18 protein-coding genes are annotated in these 26,492 nt (G+C 52.7%); 4 read left to right on the top strand and 14 right to left on the bottom strand.

The genetic code is table 11. The annotated features are described in order from the left end of the window. Window positions 1-83: 83 nt before the first annotated feature. The 3 genes from aroA to J9880_RS15250 all read right to left on the bottom strand — a co-directional run bounded on the left by aroA (window position 84) and on the right by J9880_RS15250 (window position 3,417). Window positions 84-1,367 carry a 3-phosphoshikimate 1-carboxyvinyltransferase gene (gene aroA / locus J9880_RS15260; protein WP_119822221.1) on the bottom strand — a complete coding sequence of 428 codons (1,284 nt, stop codon included), beginning with the start codon at window positions 1,365-1,367 and terminating at the stop codon, window positions 84-86. Between the two features lie 102 nt (window positions 1,368-1,469). After that, a complete protein-coding gene (gene serC, locus J9880_RS15255; protein ID WP_095922614.1) occupies window positions 1,470-2,555 on the bottom strand; it encodes a 3-phosphoserine/phosphohydroxythreonine transaminase in 1,086 nt (361 codons plus the stop codon). Between the two features lie 172 nt (window positions 2,556-2,727). Next, complete coding sequence (locus tag J9880_RS15250; protein WP_095922615.1) at window positions 2,728-3,417, bottom strand: DUF421 domain-containing protein; 690 nt, start codon at window positions 3,415-3,417, stop codon at window positions 2,728-2,730. A gap of 160 nt (window positions 3,418-3,577) precedes the next feature. Here J9880_RS15250 and ycaO point away from each other — a divergent pair, with 160 nt between their 5' ends. From ycaO to pflA, 4 genes are all read left to right on the top strand, one after another. Then, complete coding sequence (gene ycaO, locus J9880_RS15245) at window positions 3,578-5,341, top strand: 30S ribosomal protein S12 methylthiotransferase accessory factor YcaO (RefSeq protein WP_232769555.1); 1,764 nt, start codon at window positions 3,578-3,580, stop codon at window positions 5,339-5,341. Between the two features lie 475 nt (window positions 5,342-5,816). Next, complete coding sequence (focA, locus tag J9880_RS15240; RefSeq protein WP_095922616.1) at window positions 5,817-6,674, top strand: formate transporter FocA; 858 nt, start codon at window positions 5,817-5,819, stop codon at window positions 6,672-6,674. A 75-nt stretch (window positions 6,675-6,749) separates the two neighbouring features. After that, the gene (gene pflB, locus J9880_RS15235; protein WP_095922617.1) at window positions 6,750-9,032 is read left to right on the top strand and encodes a formate C-acetyltransferase; all 2,283 of its coding nucleotides are present in this window, start codon (window positions 6,750-6,752) and stop codon (window positions 9,030-9,032) included. Window positions 9,033-9,304: 272 nt separating this feature from the next. Then, entirely contained in the window at window positions 9,305-10,045 is a 741-nt protein-coding gene (gene pflA, locus J9880_RS15230; RefSeq protein WP_015689580.1) for a pyruvate formate lyase 1-activating protein, read from the top strand. A gap of 203 nt (window positions 10,046-10,248) precedes the next feature. On the opposite strand, the gene J9880_RS15225 is transcribed toward pflA, so the two are convergent. From J9880_RS15225 to J9880_RS15175, 11 genes are all read right to left on the bottom strand, one after another. Continuing rightward, window positions 10,249-11,394 (bottom strand): MFS transporter, encoded by a 1,146-nt coding sequence (locus tag J9880_RS15225; protein ID WP_095922654.1) that lies wholly within the window; start codon window positions 11,392-11,394, stop codon window positions 10,249-10,251. Window positions 11,395-11,524: 130 nt separating this feature from the next. Next, window positions 11,525-12,100 (bottom strand): ferredoxin-type protein NapF, encoded by a 576-nt coding sequence (napF, locus tag J9880_RS15220; protein WP_232769554.1) that lies wholly within the window; start codon window positions 12,098-12,100, stop codon window positions 11,525-11,527. Beyond that, on the bottom strand, window positions 12,100-12,708 hold the full coding sequence (dmsD, locus tag J9880_RS15215) for a Tat proofreading chaperone DmsD (protein ID WP_119822218.1): 609 nt from the start codon (window positions 12,706-12,708) through the stop codon (window positions 12,100-12,102). Before dmsD ends, napF begins: the two co-directional genes overlap by 1 nt. A gap of 71 nt (window positions 12,709-12,779) precedes the next feature. Further along, window positions 12,780-13,637 (bottom strand): dimethyl sulfoxide reductase anchor subunit family protein, encoded by an 858-nt coding sequence (locus J9880_RS15210; protein WP_131693725.1) that lies wholly within the window; start codon window positions 13,635-13,637, stop codon window positions 12,780-12,782. Window position 13,638: 1 nt separating this feature from the next. Beyond that, the gene (locus tag J9880_RS15205) at window positions 13,639-14,256 is read right to left on the bottom strand and encodes a DMSO/selenate family reductase complex B subunit (protein WP_095922658.1); all 618 of its coding nucleotides are present in this window, start codon (window positions 14,254-14,256) and stop codon (window positions 13,639-13,641) included. Between the two features lie 11 nt (window positions 14,257-14,267). Continuing rightward, window positions 14,268-16,715, bottom strand: coding sequence for a dimethylsulfoxide reductase subunit A (gene dmsA, locus J9880_RS15200; protein WP_232769553.1), 2,448 nt, complete (start codon window positions 16,713-16,715; stop codon window positions 14,268-14,270). A gap of 81 nt (window positions 16,716-16,796) precedes the next feature. Beyond that, window positions 16,797-19,253: a selenate/tellurate reductase subunit YnfE gene (gene ynfE / locus J9880_RS15195; RefSeq protein WP_232769552.1), complete on the bottom strand. Its 2,457-nt coding sequence runs from the start codon at window positions 19,251-19,253 to the stop codon at window positions 16,797-16,799. A 200-nt stretch (window positions 19,254-19,453) separates the two neighbouring features. Then, the gene (gene serS / locus J9880_RS15190; RefSeq protein ID WP_232769551.1) at window positions 19,454-20,746 is read right to left on the bottom strand and encodes a serine--tRNA ligase; all 1,293 of its coding nucleotides are present in this window, start codon (window positions 20,744-20,746) and stop codon (window positions 19,454-19,456) included. A gap of 107 nt (window positions 20,747-20,853) precedes the next feature. After that, window positions 20,854-22,197 carry a replication-associated recombination protein A gene (locus tag J9880_RS15185; RefSeq protein WP_095925168.1) on the bottom strand — a complete coding sequence of 448 codons (1,344 nt, stop codon included), beginning with the start codon at window positions 22,195-22,197 and terminating at the stop codon, window positions 20,854-20,856. Between the two features lie 7 nt (window positions 22,198-22,204). Continuing rightward, on the bottom strand, window positions 22,205-22,816 hold the full coding sequence (lolA, locus tag J9880_RS15180) for an outer membrane lipoprotein chaperone LolA (protein WP_095922661.1): 612 nt from the start codon (window positions 22,814-22,816) through the stop codon (window positions 22,205-22,207). A 196-nt stretch (window positions 22,817-23,012) separates the two neighbouring features. After that, window positions 23,013-26,489 carry a DNA translocase FtsK 4TM domain-containing protein gene (locus J9880_RS15175; RefSeq protein ID WP_232769550.1) on the bottom strand — a complete coding sequence of 1,159 codons (3,477 nt, stop codon included), beginning with the start codon at window positions 26,487-26,489 and terminating at the stop codon, window positions 23,013-23,015. Window positions 26,490-26,492: the final 3 nt, after the last annotated feature.

The raw sequence follows: 26,492 nt of genomic DNA, 5'->3' as shown, positions 1-26,492 counted from the left end.
TAAAAAGCGGACGGTTCCGAAATCTCAGTAACAAAAAACGGGCATCAATGGATGCCCGTTATCTTTGCAGACACAACGTAAGACTATGCCAGCGTACTGATTGCCGCCAGACGTTCAAAGTAATCAGGGAAGGTTTTCGCTGTGCATTTCGGATCAAGGATCGTGACCGGGGTATCGGACAGCGCCACCAGAGAGAAACACATCGCCATGCGATGATCATTGTAGGTGCCAATTTCGGCAAATTTCAGCGACTGTGGTGGCTCAACGCGGATGTAGTCTTCACCCTCTTCCACCGTCGCCCCGACTTTACGCAGCTCAGTGGCCATGGCTGCCAGTCGGTCGGTTTCTTTGACACGCCAGTTGTAAATGTTGCGCAGCGTTGTCGGGCCTTCCGCAAACAATGCGGCTGTGGCAATGGTCATGGCAGCATCAGGAATATGGTTCATATCCATGTCGATACCTTTCAGGTCGCCACGGGTACATTCAATATAATCATCAGCCCAGTGAATGGTTGCGCCCATTTTCTCCAGCACATCGGCAAAACGAATATCACCCTGCATGCTGTTTTTACCAATACCGGTCACACGAACCGTACCGCCCTTGATGGCTGCAGCAGCCAGGAAGTAGGACGCAGAAGAAGCATCACCTTCAACCAGATAAGCACCCGGCGACACATAGTGTTGCTGGCCTTTAATGCTGAATTGCTGGTACTGGTGGTTTTCCACTTCAATACCGAAGGTTTTCATCAGGTTCAGGGTGATATCGATATAAGGTTTGGAAACCAGATCACCTTTAATCTGAATGGTCGTGTCATTCACTGCCAGTGGCGCGGTCATCAGCAACGCCGTCAGGAACTGGCTGGACACGCTGCCATCAACGCTGACATTGCCGCCACTAAAGCCGCCGCGCAGACGCAGTGGCGGATAGTTTTCCTGCTCTAAATAATCAATCTGCGCGCCGCCCTGCCGTAACGCATCCACCAGATGTCCGATCGGGCGCTCTTTCATGCGTGGCTCGCCGGTGAGGACCACATCCTGTTCACCCAGACATAACGCGGCAGCCAGCGGACGCATGGCCGTCCCTGCGTTACCCAGAAACAGTTCCAGACCTTTAGCATTGGAAAAAGCCGTGCCCAGACCGTCGATTTCACACTCGGTACGGGATGCCGACAAACGATGCGTGACGCCCAGTTGCGTCAGTGCGGTGAGCATATGGCGAACATCGTCGCTGTCGAGCAGATTTGTCAGGCGGGTAGTGCCCTGTGCAAAAGCAGCCAGTAAAAGTGCGCGGTTGGAAACACTTTTTGAGCCAGGTAAATTGATGCTGCCGTTAACCAGTGCAACGGGTTGTAATGTCAGGGATTCCACTCTTTCTCCAATTCTTCTTTTCATAAAATGACCCCGGACAGTGAGCCGGGGTCATTTTTAAGGCTTCTTACTCAAGCATTTTGCTGGCCCGAAAACCCGCACTTAACCGTGGCGCTTTTCGAACTCCGCCATAAAGTCGGTCAGGGCTTTGACGCCTTCAAGGGGCATTGCATTATAAATAGATGCGCGCATACCGCCAGCAACACGGTGACCTTTTAATGCGTGCAGACCGGCTTCCTGCGCCTGATCGAGGAACAGTTTATCCAGAGAAGCATCCGCCATCTGGAAAGGAACGTTCATCCACGAACGGTTGGCTGCCGCAACCGGGTTACGGTAGAAACCGGTACGGTCGATGGCGCCATAGAGCAGCTCGGCTTTTGCACGATTGCGTTTTTCCATCTCGCGCAGACCGCCTTGTTCTTTCAGCCATTTGAACACCATGCCTGACAGATACCATGCAAATGTTGGCGGGGTATTGAACATAGAATCGTTCTCAGCCAGCACGGTATAATCCAGAATAGACGGCAGTTCTGTGCGGGCTTTACCCAGCAGGTCTTCACGAACGATGACCAGTGTCAGACCGGCCGGACCGATATTTTTCTGCGCACCGGCATAGATAACACCAAAACGGCTGACATCGATCGGGCGGGAAAGGATACAAGAGGAATAGTCGGCAACCACGATTTTGTCGCCGAAATCAGGCATTTCATCGATAGCAATACCATCGATCGTTTCATTCGGGCAGTAATGCACGTAGGCGGAATCTGCGCTCAGCTGCCATTCGTTCATTGGCAGAATGCCACGCTTGCCATCAATCGTGGTGGTGACATCAATCACGTTAGGCGAGCAGTATTTTTGGGCTTCTTTTACGGCGCTGTGCGCCCAGTAACCGCCATCAATGTAATCAGCGGAGGATTTATCGCCCAGCAGGTTCATCGGGACGGCAGCAAATTGCGCGCGCGCGCCACCGTGGCAGAACAGCACCTTGTAGTTCGGGGGAATATTCAGCAGGTCACGGATATCCTTTTCGGATTCTTCAGCAACCTGGATAAATTCCTTACTACGGTGACTGATTTCCATCACCGATGTACCCAGTCCGTGCCAGTTACAAAGTTCCTGTTCCGCACGACGCAACACTTCAGCCGGGATCATTGCCGGGCCTGCACTAAAATTATAAACCTGAGTCATTTCCCCTCACCACTTCTCTGAGACAGCCACATAGTAATCACTAATTTAACGGTTTTATCATCCGAGACAAGCAGTCTGCAACGGTTATTCACCACGACCTGATAAACAGCGATGAGATATAGGTCACAAGGTTCATTCCTCCCTGGAAAGCTGATTTAACAGGATTATCTGTTCACGCCCGTACGGTACTCAGCGCCCTTACCCAGGTGATATTTTGACAACGCGGACAGGCCGCTTTTTCGCCCACTTTGAAAGTTTGAATCAGACTGCACTGATGGCAGGCATACAGCCCGCTGGTGAGCATCAGGGTCTCGATATCAATGTAATCTTCCGGCAACACAGGCAGGCCCGGTTGGACATCCTCGTCCAGCCGGAAATAAACACTCAGGCCGCCGTTAGCTTCAAGAAACGCCAGCCGCACCTGGCCGAGATGCTCCACCCCTTTCTGCCGCAACTCCATGTAGAATTCGCCTTTGGTGATGTTCTCGCGCGCCATGGTTTCCCATTCAAACATGCCGTCACGAATGATGATCAGCGGTTTGCCTTCCATCCAGTTTTGGAAATGGGGACTTTTATCCATCAGCCAGGTTGAAAGACGGTAAAACAGCAGAATTGAGAAAAAGACCGCAAACACGGGCAACAGCGGGACGTCATCATAAAACGTCACGTCACCGGCGGCAGAACCCAGCGTCAGAATGATCACCACTTCGAACAAAGAAAGCTGATTCACGCCCCGACGCCCGGTCAGTTTCAGAAAGACAAACACCACAATAAAAATGAAAAAGCAGCGGAATGTCACCTCTCCAAGATACTCAAGAGGGAACTTATCCAGCGTCATACGTTTCAGATCAAAAGCCTGCATAGATGCCTCACGGGAAGAGAAAACAGCGGCTTACCTGCCGCGGATTTACAGACAAGCTTAGCGCGTTACACCGCGATTACATTCTTAACACGAATACATGGAGCTCATACGCAAAACCCCGTATCATTGCGCGTTTTTAGCACGCTCAAAAGTGAACTCAATGACGCAAACTTTTATTCCTGGTAAAGACGCGGCGCTGGAAGACTCCATTTCCCGCTTCCAACAAAAACTCACCGATCTCGGCTTTAATATCGAAGAAGCTTCCTGGCTGAATCCGGTTCCCCACGTCTGGTCAGTGCACATTCGCGATCGCGACTGTCCGCTGTGCTTCACCAACGGTAAAGGGGCCAGCAAGAAAGCCGCTCTCGCGTCGGCATTGGGGGAATATTTTGAGCGTCTGTCGACAAACTATTTCTTTGCCGATTTCTATCTGGGCAAAGAGATAGCCAACGGCGACTTCGTGCATTATCCGAATGAAAAGTGGTTCCCGCTGCCTGAAGACGACAGCCTGCCGGCTGGCATTCTGGATGAACGCCTGCATGCCTTTTATGATGCCGATAAAGAACTGATCGCCAGTGATCTGATCGACCTGCAGTCCGGCAATCCGGATCGCGGTATCTGCGCCCTGCCGTTTACCCGTCAGTCTGATCTGCAAACCGTTTACATTCCGATGAACATCATCGGCAACCTGTACGTCTCTAACGGGATGTCTGCCGGTAACACGGCCAATGAAGCGCGTGTGCAGGGACTGTCAGAAGTCTTCGAGCGTTACGTCAAGAACCGCATTATTGCCGAATCCATCAGCCTGCCGGAAATTCCTGCTGACGTGCTGGCACGTTACCCGGGCGTGGTGGAAGCCATCGCCAAACTGGAAGAAGAAGGTTTCCCTATTCTTTCTTATGACGCCTCTCTGGGTGGAAACTACCCGGTCATTTGCGTGGTGCTGTTCAACCCGGCAAACGGCACCTGTTTCGCCTCCTTTGGCGCACACCCTGATTTTGGTGTCGCACTGGAACGTACCGTGACTGAACTGCTGCAGGGCCGCAGCCTGAAAGATCTGGATGTCTTCACGGCACCAACCTTCGATGACGAAGAAGTGGCGGAACACGCTAACCTTGAAACCCATTTCATCGATTCAAGCGGTCTGATCTCATGGGACATGTTCAAGCAGGACGCCGACTATCCGTTTGCTGACTGGAGTTTCAGCGGCACGACAGAACAAGAATTCGCGACCCTGATGGCTATCTTTGATAAAGAAGATGCCGAAGTGTATATCGCAGATTACGAGCATCTGGACGTGTATGCCTGTCGCATTATTGTCCCTGGTATGTCGGATATCTACCCTGCAGAAGACCTGCTGCTGGCGAATAACAGCATGGGCGCACATCTGCGTGATCAGCTGCTGGCCTTGCCGGACAGTGATCTGCCGAAAGAAACCTATCTTGAGATGATCACTCAGCTCGATGATGAAGGTCTCGATGACTTTACCCGCGTCCGTGAATTACTGGGTATTGCCAGCGGTAAGGACAACGGCTGGTACACCCTGCGTGTGGGCGAACTGAAATCCATGCTGGCGCTGGCGGGTGGCGATTTAGATCAGGCATTGACCTGGGCTGAGTGGGCACACGAGTTCAACTCGTCTGTGTACAGCGATGAGCGCAACAACTACTACCGTTGCCTGCAAACGCTGCTGCAACTGTCTCTGGAAGAAGATCGCGATCCGGCACAATATTACAATGCATTTGTGAAAATGTACGGCCAGAAAGCAGTTGAAGATGCCTCCGCCGCCATCAGTGGCGACGTCCGTTTCCACAGCCTGTTTGCGGTAGATCCGGCGCTTAAAGCCTTACCGGCTCATCAGGCGCTGCTGGGTGCGTATGAGAAGTTGCAGGTGGCGAAACGTCGCCACTGGGCAAAAAGCTGATCTCACTCAGATAAAAACTCTTTCAAACCGGCAGAATTCCTGCCGGTTTTTTTATTCCTGCGTTTACGCTTGCGGTGCGCCATTTGACCTCCGGGGTTTGACTCAGCCTTAAAAATGACGTGTAATTCCGCGCGAAATAAAGCCCGGATGTCTTTTTTACGACAAAAGTATGGCACTTATTTTTTTACGTTAAATGGCGGTGAAATTTACAAAGTCAAATTAACGACATTAATTAACAATGAGTTATTCCCATTAACGCAAAAAGAAAAATAAATCCTCCTGCCATCAACTTTATTTGTAAAAATTAAAATGTTTTTACACTATTATTTTCAATAAGTTAACTAAAAAACCACCCCTTCAGTAGTACCCTGAAAACCACCAAAAACCCCCTCGTATGATCCACGTCAATTTTTACGTTATACTGCTTTGCTAGTATCTCGTTGCGCAGTGCATAGCCCTGAATAAGAGAGTTAATGTGAAAGCTGACAACCCCTTCGATCTCATTTTACCCGCCGCTACAGCAAAAGTTGCTGAAGATGCCGGCGTTTATAAAGCCACCAAACAGCCGTTAAAAACATTCTTTTTAGCCATTACTGCTGGCGTCTTTATTTCTATTGCCTTTGCTTTTTATATCACCGCCACTACAGGCACCGGTACCGTACCTTATGGTCTTGCAAAACTCGTCGGGGGCATCTGCTTCTCACTGGGTCTGATGCTGGTCGTGGTGTGTGGCGCTGACCTGTTCACTTCCACTGTGCTTATCGTGATTGCGAAAGCCAGCGGGCGTATTACCTGGGGGCAATTGGCGCGCAACTGGGTCAATGTCTATATTGGTAACCTGATTGGCTGCCTGTTCTTTGTGGCTCTGATTTGGTTCTCAGGTGAATACATGGTTGATAACGGTTTGTGGGGACTGAATGTTCTGCAAACTGCTGACCATAAAATGCATCACACATTTATCGAAGCTGTTTGTCTGGGGATCCTCGCGAACCTGATGGTTTGCCTTGCGGTATGGATGAGTTACTCCGGCCGCAGTCTGATGGATAAAATGTTCGCCATGATTTTACCGGTGGGTATGTTCGTCGCCAGCGGCTTTGAACACAGCATTGCCAACATGTTCATGATCCCTTTAGGCATCGTAGTGAAAAACTTTGCGACTCCCGAATTCTGGCAGGCCGTCGGAGCAACCCCGGCGCAATTCGCAGAACTGAACATCACTAACTTTATCATCGACAATCTTATCCCTGTGACCATCGGTAACATTATCGGGGGCGGTTTGCTGGTAGGGTTAACGTACTGGGTCATATATCTTCGCGATGAGAAACACCACTGATCCAACGTGGCACTCTTGTTACGACAGTTTTACACGTGATTTTTAAAGAAATCCAAATTAGAAGGTAGGTGCAAAATGTCCAAGCTCAATGAAAAATTGACCAACGCATGGCAAGGTTTTAGTGCTGGTGAATGGCAGAATGGCGTAAACGTCCGTGACTTCATTCAGAAGAACTACACACCGTATGAAGGTGATGAGTCCTTCCTGGCTGGCGCTACCCAAGCGACAACCACCCTGTGGGATAAAGTAATGGATGGTATCAAACTGGAGAACCGTACCAAGGCTCCAGTAGATTTTGATACCGACGTTGCCTCTACCATCACTTCGCACGATGCCGGCTACATCAACAAATCATTGGAAACTATCGTTGGTCTGCAAACTGACGCGCCATTGAAACGTGCCCTGATCCCATTCGGCGGCATCAAAATGGTGGAAGGTTCATGTAAAGTTTATGGTCGTGAACTGGATCCGGCACTGAAAAAAGTCTTCACTGATTATCGCAAAACCCACAACCAGGGCGTTTTCGATGTTTACACTAAAGACATCCTGAACTGCCGTAAATCCGGTGTTCTGACCGGTTTGCCAGATGCCTATGGCCGTGGCCGTATCATCGGTGACTACCGTCGCGTTGCACTGTACGGTATCGACTTCCTGATGGCCGACAAATACGCACAATTCCAGTCTCTGCAAGACGATCTGGAAAACGGCGTAAATCTGGAAATGACCATCCAGCTGCGTGAAGAAATCTCAGAACAACACCGTGCTCTGGGTCAGATTAAAGAAATGGCGGCTAAATATGGCTGCGATATCTCTGGTCCTGCGACCAATGCACAAGAAGCTGTACAGTGGACTTACTTCGGCTACCTGGCTGCAGTTAAATCTCAGAACGGCGCTGCAATGTCCTTCGGCCGCGTATCTACCTTCCTTGACGTGTTCATCGAACGTGATATCAAAGCTGGCAAACTGAACGAAGAACAAGCTCAGGAACTGATTGACCACCTGGTCATGAAACTGCGTATGGTACGTTTCCTGCGTACACCTGAATATGATGAATTGTTCTCCGGTGACCCAATCTGGGCGACTGAATCCCTGGCAGGTATGGGCGTTGACGGCCGTACGCTGGTCACCAAAAGCAGCTTCCGCTTCCTGAATACCCTGTACACCATGGGGCCTTCACCAGAGCCGAACATGACCATTCTGTGGTCTGAAAAGCTGCCAATGAACTTCAAAAAGTACGCAGCAAAAGTGTCTATCGATACCTCATCTGTACAGTATGAGAACGATGACCTGATGCGTCCTGACTTCAACAACGATGACTATGCTATCGCGTGTTGTGTGAGCCCAATGGTTGTGGGTAAACAAATGCAGTTCTTCGGCGCTCGTGCAAACCTGGCGAAAACCATGTTGTACGCAATCAACGGCGGCGTTGATGAAAAAATGAAAATCCAGGTTGGCCCTAAAGAAGCGCCAATGATGGATGAAGTGCTGACCTATGACAAAGTCATGGATCGCATGGATCACTTCATGGACTGGTTGGCTAAACAGTACGTGACTGCGCTGAACATCATTCACTACATGCATGACAAATACAGCTACGAAGCATCGCTGATGGCTCTGCATGACCGTGACGTTTATCGCACCATGGCATGTGGTATCGCAGGTCTGTCAGTTGCTGCCGACTCCCTGTCCGCTATCAAATATGCAAAAGTGAGCACCATCCGTGACGAAGACGGCCTGGCTGTAGACTTCAAAATTGAAGGCGAATATCCACAGTTCGGTAACAACGATTCTCGTGTAGATGACATCGCTTGTGACCTGGTAGAACGTTTCATGAAGAAAATTCAGAAACTGCGTACCTACCGTGGCGCTGTGGCTACTCAGTCTGTTCTGACCATCACCTCTAACGTGGTTTATGGTAAGAAAACCGGTAACACCCCTGACGGTCGTCGCGCTGGCGCTCCATTTGGTCCAGGTGCGAACCCAATGCACGGTCGTGACCAGAAAGGTGCGGTTGCCTCTCTGACTTCCGTTGCTAAACTGCCGTTTGCTTACGCGAAAGATGGTATTTCTTATACCTTCTCTATCGTTCCAAATGCGCTGGGTAAAGACGATGATGTGCGTAAAGCCAACCTCGCGGGTCTGATGGATGGTTACTTCCACCACGAAGCGTCCATCGAAGGTGGTCAACACCTGAACGTGAACGTGATGAACCGTGAAATGCTGTTAGACGCGATGGAACATCCTGAAAACTATCCTCAGCTGACCATCCGTGTTTCTGGTTACGCAGTGCGTTTCAACTCACTGACTAAAGAACAGCAACAAGATGTTATTACCCGTACTTTCACCAAGTCCCTGTAATAATTCAGCCTTGTAATCTGGTCTGATATAAAAGGCTCCACAACGTGGAGCCTTTGTTTCATCCCTCCCTGCCCTGCACTGTCTGTACGACAGTCTGTTTTGCCAGAGCGCTATACGTTGTGGACCTCTGGCAAAGCAGTACCGCCATTGCTGACAATCAACCTTATTGATTGTCTGGTATCATAAACCTGTGGTTTCCAGTTTATCTCTGCCAGGCCAGCACCCGCACATGTAGACTGCTATTCATTGGTCAATATGGAGAATAACCCGCAATGTCAGTTCAAGGTCGCATCCACTCATATGAATCCTGTGGCACCGTTGACGGCCCAGGTATCCGTTTCATTGTTTTCTTCCAGGGTTGCCTGATGCGTTGCATGTATTGCCACAACCGCGATACCTGGGACACTCATGGCGGTAAAGAGATCAATGTCGATGATTTAATGAAAGAAGTGGTGACGTATCGCCACTTTATGAATGCTTCCGGCGGCGGTGTGACCGCATCCGGTGGTGAAGCCATTCTTCAGGCTGAATTTGTGCGCGACTGGTTCCGCGCCTGCCAGAAAGAAGGGATTAACACCTGTCTGGACACCAACGGTTTTGTCCGCCGTTATGATCCGGTGATCGACGAGTTACTGGATGTCTCGGATCTGGTCATGCTCGATCTGAAGCAGATGAATGACGATATTCACCAGAATCTGGTGGGCGTATCCAACCACCGCACGCTGGATTTTGCCCGCTATCTGGCGAAACGTAATCAGCGCACCTGGATCCGTTATGTGGTGGTACCGGGCTGGTCAGATGATGATGATTCCGCGCATAAACTGGGCGAGTTCACCAAGGACATGACCAACATCGAGAAAATCGAGCTGCTGCCCTATCATGAGTTGGGCAAACACAAATGGACGGCAATGGGTGAGAAATATGGTCTGGATGGCGTAAACCCACCGACCAAAGAGATCATGGAAAGAGTGAAAAACATTCTCGCCAGCTACGGGCATAAAGTGATTTATTAATCACCCGATTATGCCCATTAAAAAAGACGCCATTTGGCGTCTTTTTTGCTTTATGAGACTAAGATTCTCAATGAAACCTTACCCAAAATAATTGGAGTTGCAACAAAGCGGTAAGTGACGAGATCCCGATGCGCTGACCTAAGTCAGTGATTCGGGTTCGGGAGCGTAGCTAACGCAGTGGCGGCTTCAAGTATGCAGGGTAATCAGGCGGCAGCCACCGGGTTATGCGTATGATCCGCTTTACGCATCAGCATCACCAGATACACCAGTGAGACTACAGCGATCATCACGAACAACAGGCGGTCAGAATAGCTCTGCATCAGCATTGCGGTCATCGTCGGTCCAGCAAGGCTGCCGAGGGTATAACTCATCAGTAACGCCTGATTCATCGCCACCAGCTCATCAGCACTCACTTTCTCACAAGCCCATGACATCGCAACCGGATAAAGTGTGAATCCCGCACATCCCAAAATGAACAGTGTTGGTGCCATCGCATAGCCACTGAGCATCGCAATGCTGCCGAGGATCACACAAAAAATCTGGATACGTAAAACCATCAGGCGACCATAACGGTCTGCCAGACGCCCTACCGGCCACTGACCGATAATCCCGGCACTGACCAGCAAGGCCATCCAGTAACCCACATTCGCATCACTCATTCCCTGATGGGTCAGGAACAGTGGCATCAGCCCGTATAACGACCCCAGAACAATGCCGGAAATAATGCAGCCATTGATCCCCAGACGCGCATTACGGCGTCTGAACATCGGCATCACGGCATGACGCGGCTGCTCGCTGTCCTGATTCTCAATATGCGTCAGCAGCAGCGGCAGCATAGCAATCACAATCAGCGCCGTTACCCACGGCAACACGCTGAAGATAGCTGTTGGCACAGTGCCCACCAGAAGCTGACCGACCACCGTGCCGATGTAATACATGATCATATAAGCGGCCAGCAGCTGCCCCCGGTTCTTCACCGTTCCGCTGCGCAGCAAAGCACTCTCCACCACCACCCAAATCAGTGCGCAGCCGACTCCTGCGACAAAACGAGCACTGACCCAGCCCCAGAAGCTCATCGACAGCGCCAGCCCTGCGGTCGCGACGGCAAACAAAACACAGGAAAGGTAATAACTGCGGTTAAACCCGATACGTTTAATCAGCCCGCCCGCGAGCAACGTCCCCAGCAAATTACCGGTAAAATAGGATGAACTGACCATCCCGACCTGCCAGGTTGGGAGTTGCTCATGGCTTAGCCACAAAGGTACCAGCGTGTTTAAGACGGCGATAGAAATCGTCAGCAGCAGGAGTCCGCACAGCAATAATGCGACGGGTCGGGAATAGGCGGACATAGGGCGATGAAGACCACAAAGAGGAGGAAATTGCGCGCATCATGCCACTGGCGGATTAAAAGTCAATCTGGCAAAAATTGACCTGAGCACAAAGTGGAGAGGAATGATTGAAAACGCTAATCAAGCCTGGCTATGAAGATACATGACGCTTTAATGACAAGTTGATATCGCCATGATAACAAACAAGTTTACATTTACCGCAGCCATTACATTTTGCGTCATCAACAGAAGGTTGATTCTGTTGATTAAAAAATATTGCCGTGCGTGGGCACGCAATTTCGCACAGTCTGCACAAGTCATCCATCCGCCCCAGGCACTGTGACAAAACTGTCGGACGTAAGCCGGTATCCATCGGCACGCTCAGATCCAGCGCCCCGCTTTCACAGGCCTGTGTGCAGGCTCCGCAAAAATCACATTCGGCATAATCAATTGCCAGCGAAGCCTTCCCGTCCGGAACACGGATAATGCCGACCGGACAGGCCACTGCACAATGTCCGCACCCGCTGCACTGTTGCAGAAATAAGGGCTCCGCAACGGCCTGCGGCGGGCGGGAAACCCGACGTTCCAGCAAGGTGGCGGAGGGGCCTGCCGACTGTTCCATCGCCTGTTTGCCCGAAGACAGCAAGCCGCGGAATAATCCACGGCGGCTGACTGTTCTGCTGCTCATCCAGGCACGGTAATAACCGGCGTCACGGGAGTCGCTCATCAGAAATACAGATCCACGACCGGTGTCTGCAACCCACGCTGCTGTTTCCAGCCTTGCAACGTGGACCCGGCAAGTAAAGCCACGCCAAGATAAAACGGGTGTTCAGCTCTCTGAATGAGCAGTTCGAAGTAGCGGCCCGCCCACGGCAATACATGCAGCGTCAAAAAATCATCCAGCAATGACGGCGAGTTTTCGGCTAACCACGCAGACATCATCAGCAGCAAGCCAATATGATCTTCCGGCTCCGCCTGCGCCAGATGCGGCTCAATGCCGTTTTCACGCATCCACTGACGAAGCGCCAGGGTGGAATCGCCAAACACTACGGATTCCTTATCCAGATACACCGAGCCCCACGGCGGCGCAGGTAATGCATAAGGCCCCACGAACAGGCGCTGATAAGCGTCATCCAGATTCTCAGGTGCGGCATCAATCTGACTGAACATTTGCCTCGCCTGATTTTTTGCCTCCTCAGAAGCGAAAGGCCACTGTGACATCCAGTCATTCGCTTTAAGTAATGCGACCAGAGGCTGGACTTCTTCGGTTCCCGGCGGATAAAACAATGTCGCGCCTAAAACTTTACCGGTTAAACTGATTGATTCTGCTGACATAATTGACTCATTTGTTGCAGAGGCACATCACCACCGGTGACGTGCCTCCTGATAAACCTGACGACCCGAAATTACCCGCTGACTGCCATACCTACTGTCATATGCAGACCGTAGAAAATCGCCCTGCCAATCAACTCACCGCCAAACACCAGCACGAAAGCCAGAATCATTGACGCCAGTGCCGGACGTTTACGCATGATGAGCGGACAGAACCAGCAGCCCAATCCCAGAACAATCAGCACCAGCCGCCATACTGACAACACGCCGTATTGCGGGATCAGGGTTGAAGCTGCCTGAACAGAGCTGTTAATGCCCGCCAGACTCGCACTCTGCAAGACCACCACGGCCATGCTCACGATCAGCGCCACCAGACTGACGACCGGCAGCAGACGCAGCGCACAGCCATTGATACCGGCACCACGCAGCAGCAAATAGCCCAGAACCGGACCGCCAATCAGCACCGTCAGAGCAAAATGCAACGCGGTGTAGGCATTGTCCCAGGTCGGCACGGTATTGATTTCATAGACACGACACATCGCGAAAACGAACCCAATGCCTGCCAGCATGGTCATGATTAACCAGATTTTAGCCAGTGCGCGCGGCATCTTGTTGAGAGTCGCCAGCAGCCAGTAAATCCCGCCAAGCGCAAAAAACAATGAACCGCTGCCAATTTCGTTGCTCAGCGGCGAAGCGCCCAGACGATTAAGCGAATTGAATGCGCGCAGCGGCGAACCCAGATGCAACACTGAGGCGATAAACGCGATCGCCATCAGCACCCACAGGAAGAACATCGACAGGTGGATCCTGCGGTATTCATCGACAGTGCGTCGCGACAGTAAGGCAATCGCCAGCACGATAAAGGCACCCACTACACATTGCCCCAGAACGGTAAAGACCATTAAAGGCCATTCATGCCATCCGTTTCCCATCTCAAACCTCCTTCGGGTTAGCCAGATAACCCGTGGTATCGCCTACAGGACGGCAATTCGCATTGGGTTTGATGACGATATTTGGGTGAGTGAAGTGTGAAGCCGGCAACGGTGCCACTTCGGCCAGATCACCGTATTTCGCACGCAACTCTTCAATCGGGGCCATATCCAGCGCACGCAGCGGGCAGGATTCCACACAGATCGGTTTTTTACCTTCGGCAATGCGCTCGTAGCAACCGTCACATTTGGTCATGTGACCTTTCGCTTCGTTGTACTGCGGCGCGCCGTACGGGCATGCCATGTGGCAATAGCGGCAACCGATGCACACATCTTCGTTCACCACCACAAAACCGTCTTCACGCTTATGCATTGCGCCACTCGGACAGACTTTGGTACAGGCCGGATCCGCGCAGTGGTTGCATGAAATAGACAGATAATACGCGAACACATTCTGATGCCAGCCGTCCCCGTCTTTCTGCCAGTCACCCCCGGCATATTCATAAATGCGGCGGAAACTGACGTCCGGCGTTAAGTTTTTGAAGTCCTTGCAAGCCAGCTCACAGGTTTTGCACCCGGTGCAGCGGCTTGAGTCAATATAAAAGCCATATTGAGTTGTCATGTTTTACTCCGTTAAACCTTAGCCACTTGCACAAGGTTGGTGTGAGAGGGGTTACCTTTCGCCAGCGGTGAAGGTCTTTGAGAAGTCAGTACGTTGATGCTGCCCGCACGGTCGATTTTTTGGCTGTCCGGTGAATACCAGGCACCTTCGCCCAGTGCGACAACACCCGGCATCATGCGTGGCGTTACTTTTGCAGCAATGTGCACTTCGCCGCGATCGTTAAAGATGCGGATCATGTCGCCATTGGCGATACCACGCTGCGCGGCATCCATCGGGTTGATCCACATTTCCTGACGACAGGCTGCTTTCAGGACATCCACGTTGCCGTAAGTGGAGTGAGTACGCGCTTTGTAGTGGAAACCGGTCATCTGAAGCGGATATTTGCTGGCCAGCGGATCGTCATAGTTCTCGAAACCGGCGGCATACACCGGCAATGGATCAATCACGTCCTCTTTGGAGAGTTCCCATTCAGCGGCAATTTTGGCCAGTTCGGCAGAGTAGATTTCAATTTTGCCAGATGGCGTGCTCAGCGGATTCGCCGCCGGATCTTCACGGAATGCTTTGTAGGCCACGTGATGCTGATCGGGGTCGCGTTTTTTGAACATGCCCTGTTTGCGGAAAGTGTCGAAATCAGGCAGCTCCTGCAGCGCTTCGCGGGATTGCTGGTACAGATGGCGCAACCATTCTTCCTGCGTACGTCCTTCGGTGAACTGCTGCTCAACGCCCAGACGGCGGGACAATTCGCTGGTCATTTCATAAATATTTTTGCACTGGAATCGTGGCGTGATCGCCTGATCGGCAAAAATGATGTAATCCATATTGCCGCACGAGGCATCAAGGCAGAAGTCCATCTGCTCAGAGGCCGTGCAGTCGGGCAGGATAATATCTGCGTATTTCGCTGACGACGTCATGTGGTTATCAATCACCACAATCATCTCGCACTGTTTGTCATCCTGCAGAATATCGTGAGTGCGGTTGATATCAGAATGCTGGTTGATCAGACAGTTACCGGCGTAGTTCCAGATAAACTTGATCGGCACATCCAGTTTTTCCTTGCCGCGCACGCCATCTTTCGTGGCCGTCATTTCCGGACCACGCACAATCGCATCCGTCCACAGGAACATAGAAATGCTGGTCTGAACCGGATTTTCCAGCGTTGGCATACGGACAAACGGAATTTCGTAGGCGCCTTCGCGGGCGCCGGAGTTACCGCCGTGAACGCCGACGTTACCGGTCAGGATCGCCAGCATCGCAATCGCACGGGTGGCAATTTCGCCGTTAGCATGACGTTGCGGACCCCAGCCCTGCGTAATAAACGCCGGTTTCGCCTGCCCGATTTCGCGCCCCAGCTTGACGATTTTATCCACGGAAATACCGGTGATTTTTGCCGCCCATTCCGGCGTTTTCGCTACGCCATCCGGCCCGTTGCCGAGAATATAGGCTTTGTAATGCGCATTCTCAGGGACACCGGCCGGTAAGGTTTTTTCGTCGTAGCCGACGCAATACTTATCGAGGAAGGGCTGATCAACCAGGTTTTCGGTGATCATCACGTGTGCCAGTGCAGCGGCCAGTGCGCCATCCGTCCCCGGACGGATCGGTACCCATTCATCTTCACGACCGGCACCGGTATCGGTATATCGCGGATCGACAATGATCATGCGGGCATTCGAACGCTGACGGGCCTGCTCAAGGTAATAGGTTACCCCGCCGCCACTCATGCGCGTTTCGCCGGGATTGTTACCGAACAACACCACAAGTTTACTGTTTTCGATATCAGACGGACTGTTGCCGTCTGCCCAGCCGCCGTAGGTGTAATTCAGGCCAGCCGCGATTTGCGCCGAGCTGTAATCGCCATAATGATTCAGATAACCGCCGCAGCAGTTCATCAGACGGGCGATCAGCGTTTTGCCCGGCGGCCATGAACGGGTCATGGTACCGCCCAGCGTACCGGTACCGTAATTCAGGTAGATCGCTTCATTACCGTAACGGTGAATAATGTCTTTGAGGCTGGCCGCCAGCGTGTCATAGGCTTCATCCCAGCTTATAGGTTTGAATTTGCCTTCACCCCGTTTGCCTACCCGTTTCATCGGATACTTCAGGCGATCGGGGTTATACACGCGACGGCGCATTGAGCGCCCGCGCAGACAGGCGCGTACCTGATGTAGCCCTTCATAATTATCGTCACCGGTATTATCGGTTTCGACATAGCGGATTTCGTTATCAACGACATGCATGCGCAGCGGGCAACGGCTACCGCAGTTTACGGTACAGGCACTCCAGACGATTTTCTCGTCTGCGGCGCTGACCGGAGCCTTAATCTGCTCAGCACGAATGGATTTGAACGGCAGCGATATTCCGCCGACCGCTGCCGCCATACCGGCGAGCGTGGTTCCCTTAACCAAATCACGGCGGCTGATCCCGCCGCCTGTATCAGGTTTTTGACTGTTTGAATCTGACATTGCTTACTCCGTAACGTCCTTATCATAAGGACAAAATGTAACAACCGTGTCATCGAGCGTGGCTCTTTGTCCGTAGCTTCTTTAGACTTTTTCTATTTGAATCAAATTAGTATGCTGAGGATTTCCCTTCGCCAACGGGGAAGGACGTTGGGTCGTCAGCGTGTTCATGCAGGCGCCATGGTCAATACGATCGCCACTCATATTGGCCTGATGCCATGCACCCTGCCCCATCGCCACCACGCCGGGCATGATGCGCGGCGTGACTTTCGCCGCCACACGCACTTCGCCGCGATCGTTGAAGACTTTCACTTTGTCGCCGTTTTCAATGCCCCGGCTTTTCGCATCCATCGGATTAATCCACACTTCCTGACGGCAGGCCGCCTGCAGAACATCGATATTGCCGTAGGTTGAATGGGTACGGGCTTTGTAGTGGAAGCCGAACATTTGCAGCGGGAACTGGCTGCGTTTCGGGTCATCCCAGCCTTCAAAGGTTGAGGCATACACCGGCAGCGGACTGATGGTTTCGTCTTTTTGCAGTTCCCATTCGCCGGCAATTTTTGCCAGCGCGGAGGAGTAGATTTCGATTTTACCGGAAGGTGTTTTCAGCGGATTGGCCTGAGGATCCTGACGGAATTTTTTGTAGGCCACGAAATGTCCCGCCGGGTCTTTACGCTTATAAATCCCCATTTCCCGCAGTGCTTCATAGGCAGGCAATGCCGGATCTTTCGCCAGCATTTTGGCATACAGATACTGCAACCATTCCCGCTGGCTGCGGCCCTCGGTGAATTTGCTGTAAACGTCCGGGCCAAGGCGAAGCGCCACTTCACTCATCATCTCGTAGATGCCTTTGCGTTCGAACTTAGCGGACGTCGCAGGCTGGATGAAAATCAGGTAGCCCATATTCCCGGCATAATCGTTCGGAATAATGTCTTCCTGTTCGACGGTCATGAGGTCAGGCAGCAGGATATCGGCGTATTTTGCCGAGGAGGTCATGAAGTTTTCCAGCACAACGATCATTTCACACTGCGCGTCGTCCTGCAGAATATCGTGGGTTTTATTGATGTCGGAATGCTGGTTGGTGATGGTGTTACCGGCGTAGTTCCAGATGAACTTAATCGGTACGTCCAGCTTGTCTTTGCCCCTTACTCCGTCCGCTTTGGCGGTCATCTGCGGGCCACGGGCAATGGCATCCGTCCAGCTGAAACAGGAGATCTGCGTTTTCACCGGGTTTTCCAGCACCGGCATACGCTCAATGGTGATGGTATAGGTGGACTCACGCGCGCCACTGTTGCCGCCATTTATGCCGACATTGCCGGTTAAAATTGGCAGCATGGCGATAGCGCGCGATGTCAGCTCACCATTAGCCTGACGCTGCGGACCCCAGCCCTGAGAAATATACGCCGGTTTGGCTTGTCCGATTTCCCGGGCCAGTTTAACAATACGCTCTGCCGGAATACCGGTAATACGGGATGCCCATGCAGGCGTCTTCGCCGTCCCATCTTCCCCCTGACCGAGAATGTACGCTTTGTAATGGCTGTTGGCCGGTGCGTCCGCGGGCAATGTTTTTTCGTCGTAGCCCACGCAACAGGCATCGAGGAAAGGCTGATCGACCATATTTTCGGTGATCAACACATGCGCAAGACCGGCGACCAGCGCAGCATCCGTTCCCGGACGGATCGGGATCCACTCATCTTCACGGCCTGCCGCAGTGTCGGTGTAGCGCGGGTCGATCACGATCATACGGGCACTGGAACGCTGACGCGCCTGCTCGAGGTAATAGGTGATGCCGCCACCGCTCATGCGCGTTTCCGCAGGATTATTACCGAAAAGCACTACCAGCTTACTGTTTTCAATATCTGACGTGCTGTTGCCGTCATTACTGCCGTAGGTGTACGGCATCGCGCAGGCGATTTGCGCGGTACTGTATGTGCCGTAGTGGCTGAGGAAACCGCCGTAGCAGTTCATCAGACGGGCAACCAGAGAGGCATAAGGCGAGGAACGGGTAATGTTACCGCCCACAACGCCGGAGGTGTAATTGATATACACCGCTTCATTGCCGTAGCGGGCGACGATACGCTTCAGATTACCGGCAATTTCATCGAAGGCTTCTTCCCAGCTGATGCGTTTAAACTTGCCTTCACCCCGCTTGCCGACACGCTTCATCGGATAATTCAGACGTTCCGGATGATTCATGCGGCGGCGGATAGAGCGCCCGCGCAGACAGGCGCGTACCTGATGGTCGCCATAAATATCTTGTCCGGTGTTATCCGTCTCAACCCAGTAAACTTCATCATCGCGCACATGCAAACGTAATGCGCAGCGGCTGCCGCAGTTGACCGAGCAGGCACCCCAGACCACTTTATCTTCAGGCGCTGACGGTTTCGCATCACTCACCGCCTCAGCCAGCGCTTTACGGCTGAAAGGAAGCGATACCCCACCGGCGGCAATCGCCAGCCCTGCCAGGGTGGATGTTTTCATCAGCGTCCGGCGGCTGATACCACTTTTTGCCGTGGTGATTTCTGGTTTAGTTTCCGACATTTTCCCACTCCGGTAATGAGGTAGTTACCCACTCAGAATGCAGGGATACTACTAATTAGGAGGTAGGAAACTTTGTCTGCTATCAAAAAAGACAGGGTTGGAGAAGAGAAATACGGAATTCTTAACCCAGCGCACGGTTTTATGCATAAAAAAAGCGCCCTCAGGCGCTTTTTCGTTATTTCATTGAATATACAGCGGGATTAACCGATATATTCCAAACCACCCATGTAAGGACGCAATACTTCCGGCACTTCGATACGACCGTCAGCTTGCTGATAGTTTTCCAGCACAGCCACCAGAGTACGCCCCACCGCCAGACCAGACCCGTTCAGGGTATGTACCAGACGTGGTTTTTTATCTGTCTTGTTACGGCAACGTGCCTGCATACGACGCGCCTGGAAATCACCCATGTTGGAACAGGAAGAGATTTCGCGGTACGTATCTTGCGCTGGCAGCCACACTTCCAGATCGTACGTTTTGCAAGAGCCAAAGCCCATATCACCGGTGCACAGCAGCACTTTACGGTATGGCAGATTCAGCAACTGAAGCACTTTTTCCGCATGACCGGTCAGTTCTTCCAGTGCGTTCATGGAGTCTTCAGGACGAACTATTTGCACCATCTCGACTTTGTCGAACTGATGCATACGGATCAGACCACGGGTGTCACGTCCATAAGAACCGGCTTCTGAACGGAAGCAGGGGGTATGCGCCGTCATTTTCAGTGGCAGAGAGTCTTCTTCAAGAATTTCGTCACGGGTCAGGTTGGTCAGCGGCACTTCTGCCGTCGGGATCAGTGCATAGTTGCTGCTGCCCGCTTCTTCACCCAGTGGCTTGGTATGGAACAGATCTTCGCCAAATTTAGGCAACTGACCGGTACCGTACAGGGTTTCCTGGTTGACCAGATACGGAACGTAAGTTTCCAGGTAGCCGTGTTGTTCTGTGTGCAGATCCAGCATGAACTGGGACAGCGCGCGATGCATACGGGCAATCTGCCCTTTCATCACCACAAAACGCGCACCGGTCAGTTTAACGGCAGCCGCAAAATCAAGCCCCCCCGCCATTTCGCCCAGCGATACGTGATCACGCACAGCGAAATCGTACTGGCGAGGCGTACCCCAGCGGCTTACTTCCTGGTTATCGTTCTCGTCTTTACCGGCAGGCACGGAGTCATCAGGCATGTTTGGGATCGCAGAAGCGATATCGCGGATATCATTTTGCAATGCATCCAGCTCAGCTTTCGCTGCATCCAGCTTCTCACCCAGCGTATTCACTTCCAGACGCAGGGGTTCGATGTCTTCGCCACGGGCTTTTGCCTGACCGATAGATTTCGATCGGGAGTTACGTTCAGCCTGTAGACTTTCCGTTTCTACCTGCAAGACTTTGCGGCGTTCTTCCTGAGAACGCAGCGTTTCCACATCGAGTTTAAAACCTCTGCGAGCGAGTTTTTCTGCAACTGCGTCTAGCTCATTACGCAGCAGATTGGGATCCAGCATGCTAATCCTGTACGTGTCGTTATTGAATGTTAATTTGATGATGCACGCTGTCTGAAACGACAGCGTGTCAAAGAGTTATCACGGGTAACCTTACCGCAACGATAAAGTTAGCGGTAGCGTTTTGTCGGGCTATTTTGATCTTGTCCGGCAAGCCATGCCAGCTTTTCGCCGATCTTGCCTTCAAGCCCGCGTGATGTCGGGTAATAATACTGTGTACGGGCCATTTCAGGGGGGAAATAATCTTCACCGGCGGCGTATGCATTCGGCTCGTCATGCGCGTAGCGATACTCAGCCCCAAGCCCCATTTCTTTCATCAGTTTTGTAGGCGCGTTGCGCAGATGTTCAGGCACATCGTAATCGGCCATTTCACGTGCATCGCGCATGGCAGATTTAAATGCCGTGTAGACGGCATTACTTTTCGGCGCGCAAGCCAGATAGACGATAGCCTGAGCAATGGCCCGCTCACCTTCCGCCGGACCGACACGGGTGAAGCAATCCCAGGCTGCAATCGCCACCTGCATGCCACGCGGATCAGCGTTACCGACATCTTCAGACGCAATGGCCAGCAGACGACGGGCAACATATAACGGGTCACCACCGGCGGTAATGATTCTGGCGTACCAGTAAAGCGCCGCATCCGGTGAGGAACCGCGCACCGATTTATGCAATGCAGAAATTAAATCGTAAAAACGGTCGCCCTTGTTATCGAATCGCGCGCTGCGCTCACCGGCTATCTCAGTGAGCAGTTCCGGCGTTAATGTCCGGTAACCTTTGGCGTCGATTTCCGCCATATCCGCCATCATTTCGATGCTGTTCAGCGCACGGCGGGCATCGCCATTCACCAGCTCAGACAGCATCCGGCGGGTTTCCGGCGGGACACGAATTTTCTCGTTAGCGTAACCGCGCTCAGCATTGGTCAGCGCCTGGTCGATCACTTTCCCGATATCTTCAGCCGTCAGTGATTTGAGCAAATACACGCGGGCGCGTGACAGTAAGGCGGAGTTAAGTTCAAAAGAAGGGTTTTCGGTCGTCGCACCAATAAACGTGATGGTGCCGTCTTCGATATGCGGCAGGAAGGCATCCTGCTGACTTTTATTAAAGCGATGGACTTCGTCGACAAATAAAATTGTACGACGCCCGGCATCGCGGTTCTGACGGGCGCGTTCAATCGCTTCACGGATATCTTTAACCCCTGATGTGACCGCTGAGATGCGCTCAACATCGGCGTTCGCATAGCGGCCAATCAGTTCTGCCAGCGTGGTTTTCCCGGTGCCTGGCGGCCCCCACAAAATCATCGAATGCAATTGCCCTGCTTCAATCGCACGCGGCAAAGGTTTGCCCGGCGCTAACAGATGCTGCTGTCCGATATATTCTGCCAGTGTGACTGGCCGCATACGGGCGGCCAGTGGCTGGAATTCGTTTTGGGAAAAATCGAGTGACAGATTACTCAAACTCACCTCACTGACGCTGGTCATCCACCGTCACGCCTTGCGGTGGCGTAAATTTAAATTTGGCATCATCCACAGACGCATTTTGCTCGCCTTTCAGCGTATAAGCACTTTTCTGCCCATCCTGCTCAACAGCGGTGAAGCTTTTGATGGTGCCTGCTGGCGTCACATTGATCGCGAATTGTTTCAGATTGCCGGTTGCCGCTTTAGGTGTTAATTCGAAATCATCACCTTTCTGCTTCACGTTATATTTTGCCCAGTCGCTGCTGTCATTACGGGTGATCAGCATGAACGGCGTGTTACCGGTGGCATTTTTCAGCCACGTCGCCGTGACCTGCTCAACGAACGGGTTGTAGAACCACAGGGTTTTGCCATCGGAAACTAAAATGCTTTCATCCGGCGTCGTCATATGCCAGTTAAACAAGTTCGGACGCTTCACCCACAGCTGACCTTCGCCCTGCTGAACGGCAGCGCCATCATCACTGGTCACGGTTTGCGTGAAACTGGCGTGGAAGGTGTTGAGTTTGCCGAGGCGGGATTTGAGATCACTGCTGGCATCCGCTAATACGGAAGCGGAGGTAAATGCGGTCAGTAAACACCCTACCATCAATAATTTTTTCATTCTTATACTTACCTCAGAAATCCATAAACTTCAGACGATGCCTTTTACACAGGCAAAAGACGTATGGTGCGAACTCTATCCGAGACAACGCCCCGGCGGTAGCTCATTCATCTGAAAAACAATAGTTTTACGCATCTTTGCACAAGGGCCGCATTCGCGACCCTTCTTAACAAAATACAGTCCGTTCAGTATGGTTTTATTCGTGCGACGGCGGAGCCAGCACTTCACGGTTACCGTTATGGCCCGGCGTACTGACAATGCCCTGCGCTTCCATTTGTTCAACGATGCGTGCCGCCCGGTTGTATCCGATACGGAACTGACGCTGAACGCCTGAAATGGACGCACGACGTTTATCAACCACGAACGCCACCGCCTGATCAAACAGCGGATCAAGCTCTTCATCACCATCCAGACCTAAACCACCGCCCTCGCCATCTTCACCACCGGAAACAATGCTTTCGATGTATTTTGGACGGCCTCGCGCTTTCCAGTCCTGAACGACCGCATGCACTTCCTGATCGCGGACGAAGGCACCGTGAACACGCACCGGAATCGAGGAGTTAGGTGCCATATACAGCATATCCCCCATCCCCAGCAGCGATTCTGCGCCCCCCTGATCCAGAATGGTACGGGAGTCAATTTTACTCGACACGGTAAAGGCAATACGGGTCGGGATGTTGGCTTTAATCAGGCCGGTAATCACATCGACCGAAGGACGCTGCGTCGCCAGAACCAGGTGAATACCGGCTGCGCGGGCTTTCTGGGCCAGACGCGCAATCAGCTCTTCCACTTTTTTACCGACGGTCATCATCAGGTCGGCAAACTCATCGACCATCACCACGATAAACGGTTCTTTCTGCAGATACGGTGGTTCAGCCGCCATACCATCGCCCGGTTTCCAGAATGGATCAGGGATAGGACGCCCCATCGCTTCCGCTTCCAGAACCCGTTCGTTGTAACCGGCAAGGTTACGTACGCCCAATGCCGACATCAGCTTGTAGCGACGTTCCATTTCACCGACACACCAGCGCAGCGCATTGGCGGCGTCTTTCATATCGGTAACCACTTCGGTCAGCAGATGCGGGATGCCTTCATACACCGACAATTCAAGCATTTTCGGGTCGATCATGATGAAGCGCACATCTTCCGGTTTGGACTTGTACAGCATACTCAGGATCATGGCGTTAACGCCGACGGACTTACCGGAGCCGGTGGTACCGGCCACCAGCAGGTGAGGCATTTTCGCCAGATCGGCGATAACAGGTTCACCCGAAATATCTTTCCCTAACACAATGGTCAGCGGCGACGTACTTTCTTTAAATTTCGCGCAGTCCAGCACTTCCCGCAGATACACGGTCTGGCGCTTCTTGTTCGGCAATTCCAGCCCGACGTACGGTTTGCCCGGGATCACTTCGACAACACGTACCGCCACGGCAGACAGCGAACGCGCAAGGTCACGGGAAAGGTTAGAAATGCGCGCCGCTTTGACGCCCGGTGCCAGATCCAGTTCGAAACGCGTGATGACCGGCCCCGGCAATTTCCCGACGACATCCGCTTTAATGCGGTAATCGTTCAGACGCGCTTCGATCAGATTGCCCATCTGTTCCAGCGCGAACTCGTCAACAGGTTCCGCTTCCGCCGGCGGCGAAGTCAGCAAATCCAGTGACGGCAACGGCGTGGTCGGTTTCACCAGCGGCTGCTCATTACGCATCAGGAACGGGTGGATCAGGCTGTCCATATCCGGCTGAGCCGATGGCGAAGACTGACGTGGCGCTTCATATTCCTGTGCGTGTTGCACGGGTTCAGAAACCGCACGCTGATAAGGTTGCTGAGCAAAGGTCGCAGGTTGCGGTTCTTCTTCCGCTTGTGCCGGCAAGGTAAACAACGGCTCAGAAGGCGTGTCATCCACCAGATCCGCCATCGGCGAGAAGCTGAATGCATCATGCTGGCTGAGTTTCATCGCGGCGGCGGCAAAATTATCAGCCGCCGCAGCAGGCAATTCTGTCTGCTGGTTTTGCGAATGATGATGTTGCACCACACCGCTTTGCGGCTCGACATCCTGCTGATAGTGGGCTTGCTCACGCGCAGCAAACGCATTGCGCAATTCGGCTTCCTGCAAGGCCGCTTCTGCATCCGGCTCATCTTCCGTCACAGCATCGCCATAACGTTCCTGCTGCTGAGCGGCAAACGCCTGCTGCAATGCGGCTTCCTGTCTCGCTTCTTCATCGGCTTGCGCCAGCGGATCGTTATGCCAGACATTTTCTTCCGCATCTTGCTGTGCGGCCGACTGCGCCTGTTCCTGCTGTTCTGCCATACGCTGAGATGGCAACTTGATGCCATAGGAAGCCAGCTCACGACGGGTAGGAATACGCACCGGGTTTGGACGCGGCAATTCAGGGCCGAAGCCTTTTTTCACCTGAGGATTTTCATCGCTCACGGCGCTGAACGCAGGCATAAACGTAGCGCCCGCAGAAGTCGCGGCCGACTGCCCTGCCTGCGCCAGCCCGGTGGCCAGTGCGGCGGTTGCAGCCACGCTGGCAGCCTGCGCAGCATCAGGAACGGCAGCACTGAAATCAAACGGTGAACGCGAATGTTCCACCGCCGTTTGCCAGTTGCCGAGGCTCGGACCGTCTTCATCACGACGTTCAGCAGGTGCCGGAGACGGCGATTGCTGAACGGGTTGCGGATGACGTGGCACCGGCGTTTCTTCCGGAATTTCAAAACTGTACAACGGTGGCGTTGCCGGAGCAGGGGCTGGCGGCGGAGCAATATTCGCGACCGGCGGCTCAGCGGCATAAGGATTGGCCGCCGGTGCAGGTTCGCCGACCGCCGGTGCAGGCTCAGCCACAGGGGCTGTGGCTGCAACAGCCGGAACCGCAGGTTCATTGACGGAAGGAGCAGAAAACAGCACATCATCGTCGTCGGCTTGTGCGGAAGAAACCGCTGCCGTGGCGGTTGCCGCTGCTGCCACCGGTGCCACTTTCGCCACCGGTTGCTGTTCATCGTCTTCCAGTAACGGATCGTCCTGTTCGTCGTAATCATAATCATCATCACGACGGGAGCGGTTAGTCACAATGTTGGTCACGCCCAACACCGCACCGCCAATTTTCTCGGCGATGGTCAGCCATGACCAGCCGGTAAATAAGGTCAGACCGGCGGCCCAGACGCACAGCAGCACCAGCGTAGCGCCGACATTGTTGAAGTACGGCGTCATCGCCGTGCTCAACAGACTGCCGATCACACCGCCCGACGCGAAGTAATACAGGTCGTCCACGTTGACGGCCGCAAGCCCACAAGACGTGACAATCAGCGCCAGCGTCCCGATGAGGCGCAGCGAAAGGGCAAAATAATCGACGAAATCCTGTTGATCTCGCTGACGGAAAGCCGCCCAGCAAAGACACAGGATAATAGGTGGGATCGCGTAACCAAATACGCCAAAAATGAAGAACAGCGTGTCGGCCATCCAGGCACCCACACCACCGCCCCAGTTATGAATTGGCCCATGCCAGGCGGTCTGAGACCAGCTTGGATCCGATGGGTTAAAACTCACCAGTGCTGCCATCAAATAAGCAGCAAAAATCGCTACCACAACCAGCAAAGCCTCCAGAAGACGGCGGCCATTGCTCAGTTTTTTCAGGGTAACTTCTTTATCTTCTGTATATTCCTGGCTCAAGAA

The organism is Rahnella victoriana, assembly GCF_021276285.1.
GTDB lineage: Bacteria > Pseudomonadota > Gammaproteobacteria > Enterobacterales > Enterobacteriaceae > Rahnella > Rahnella victoriana.
This window is presented reverse-complemented; position numbering and strand designations above follow the sequence as displayed.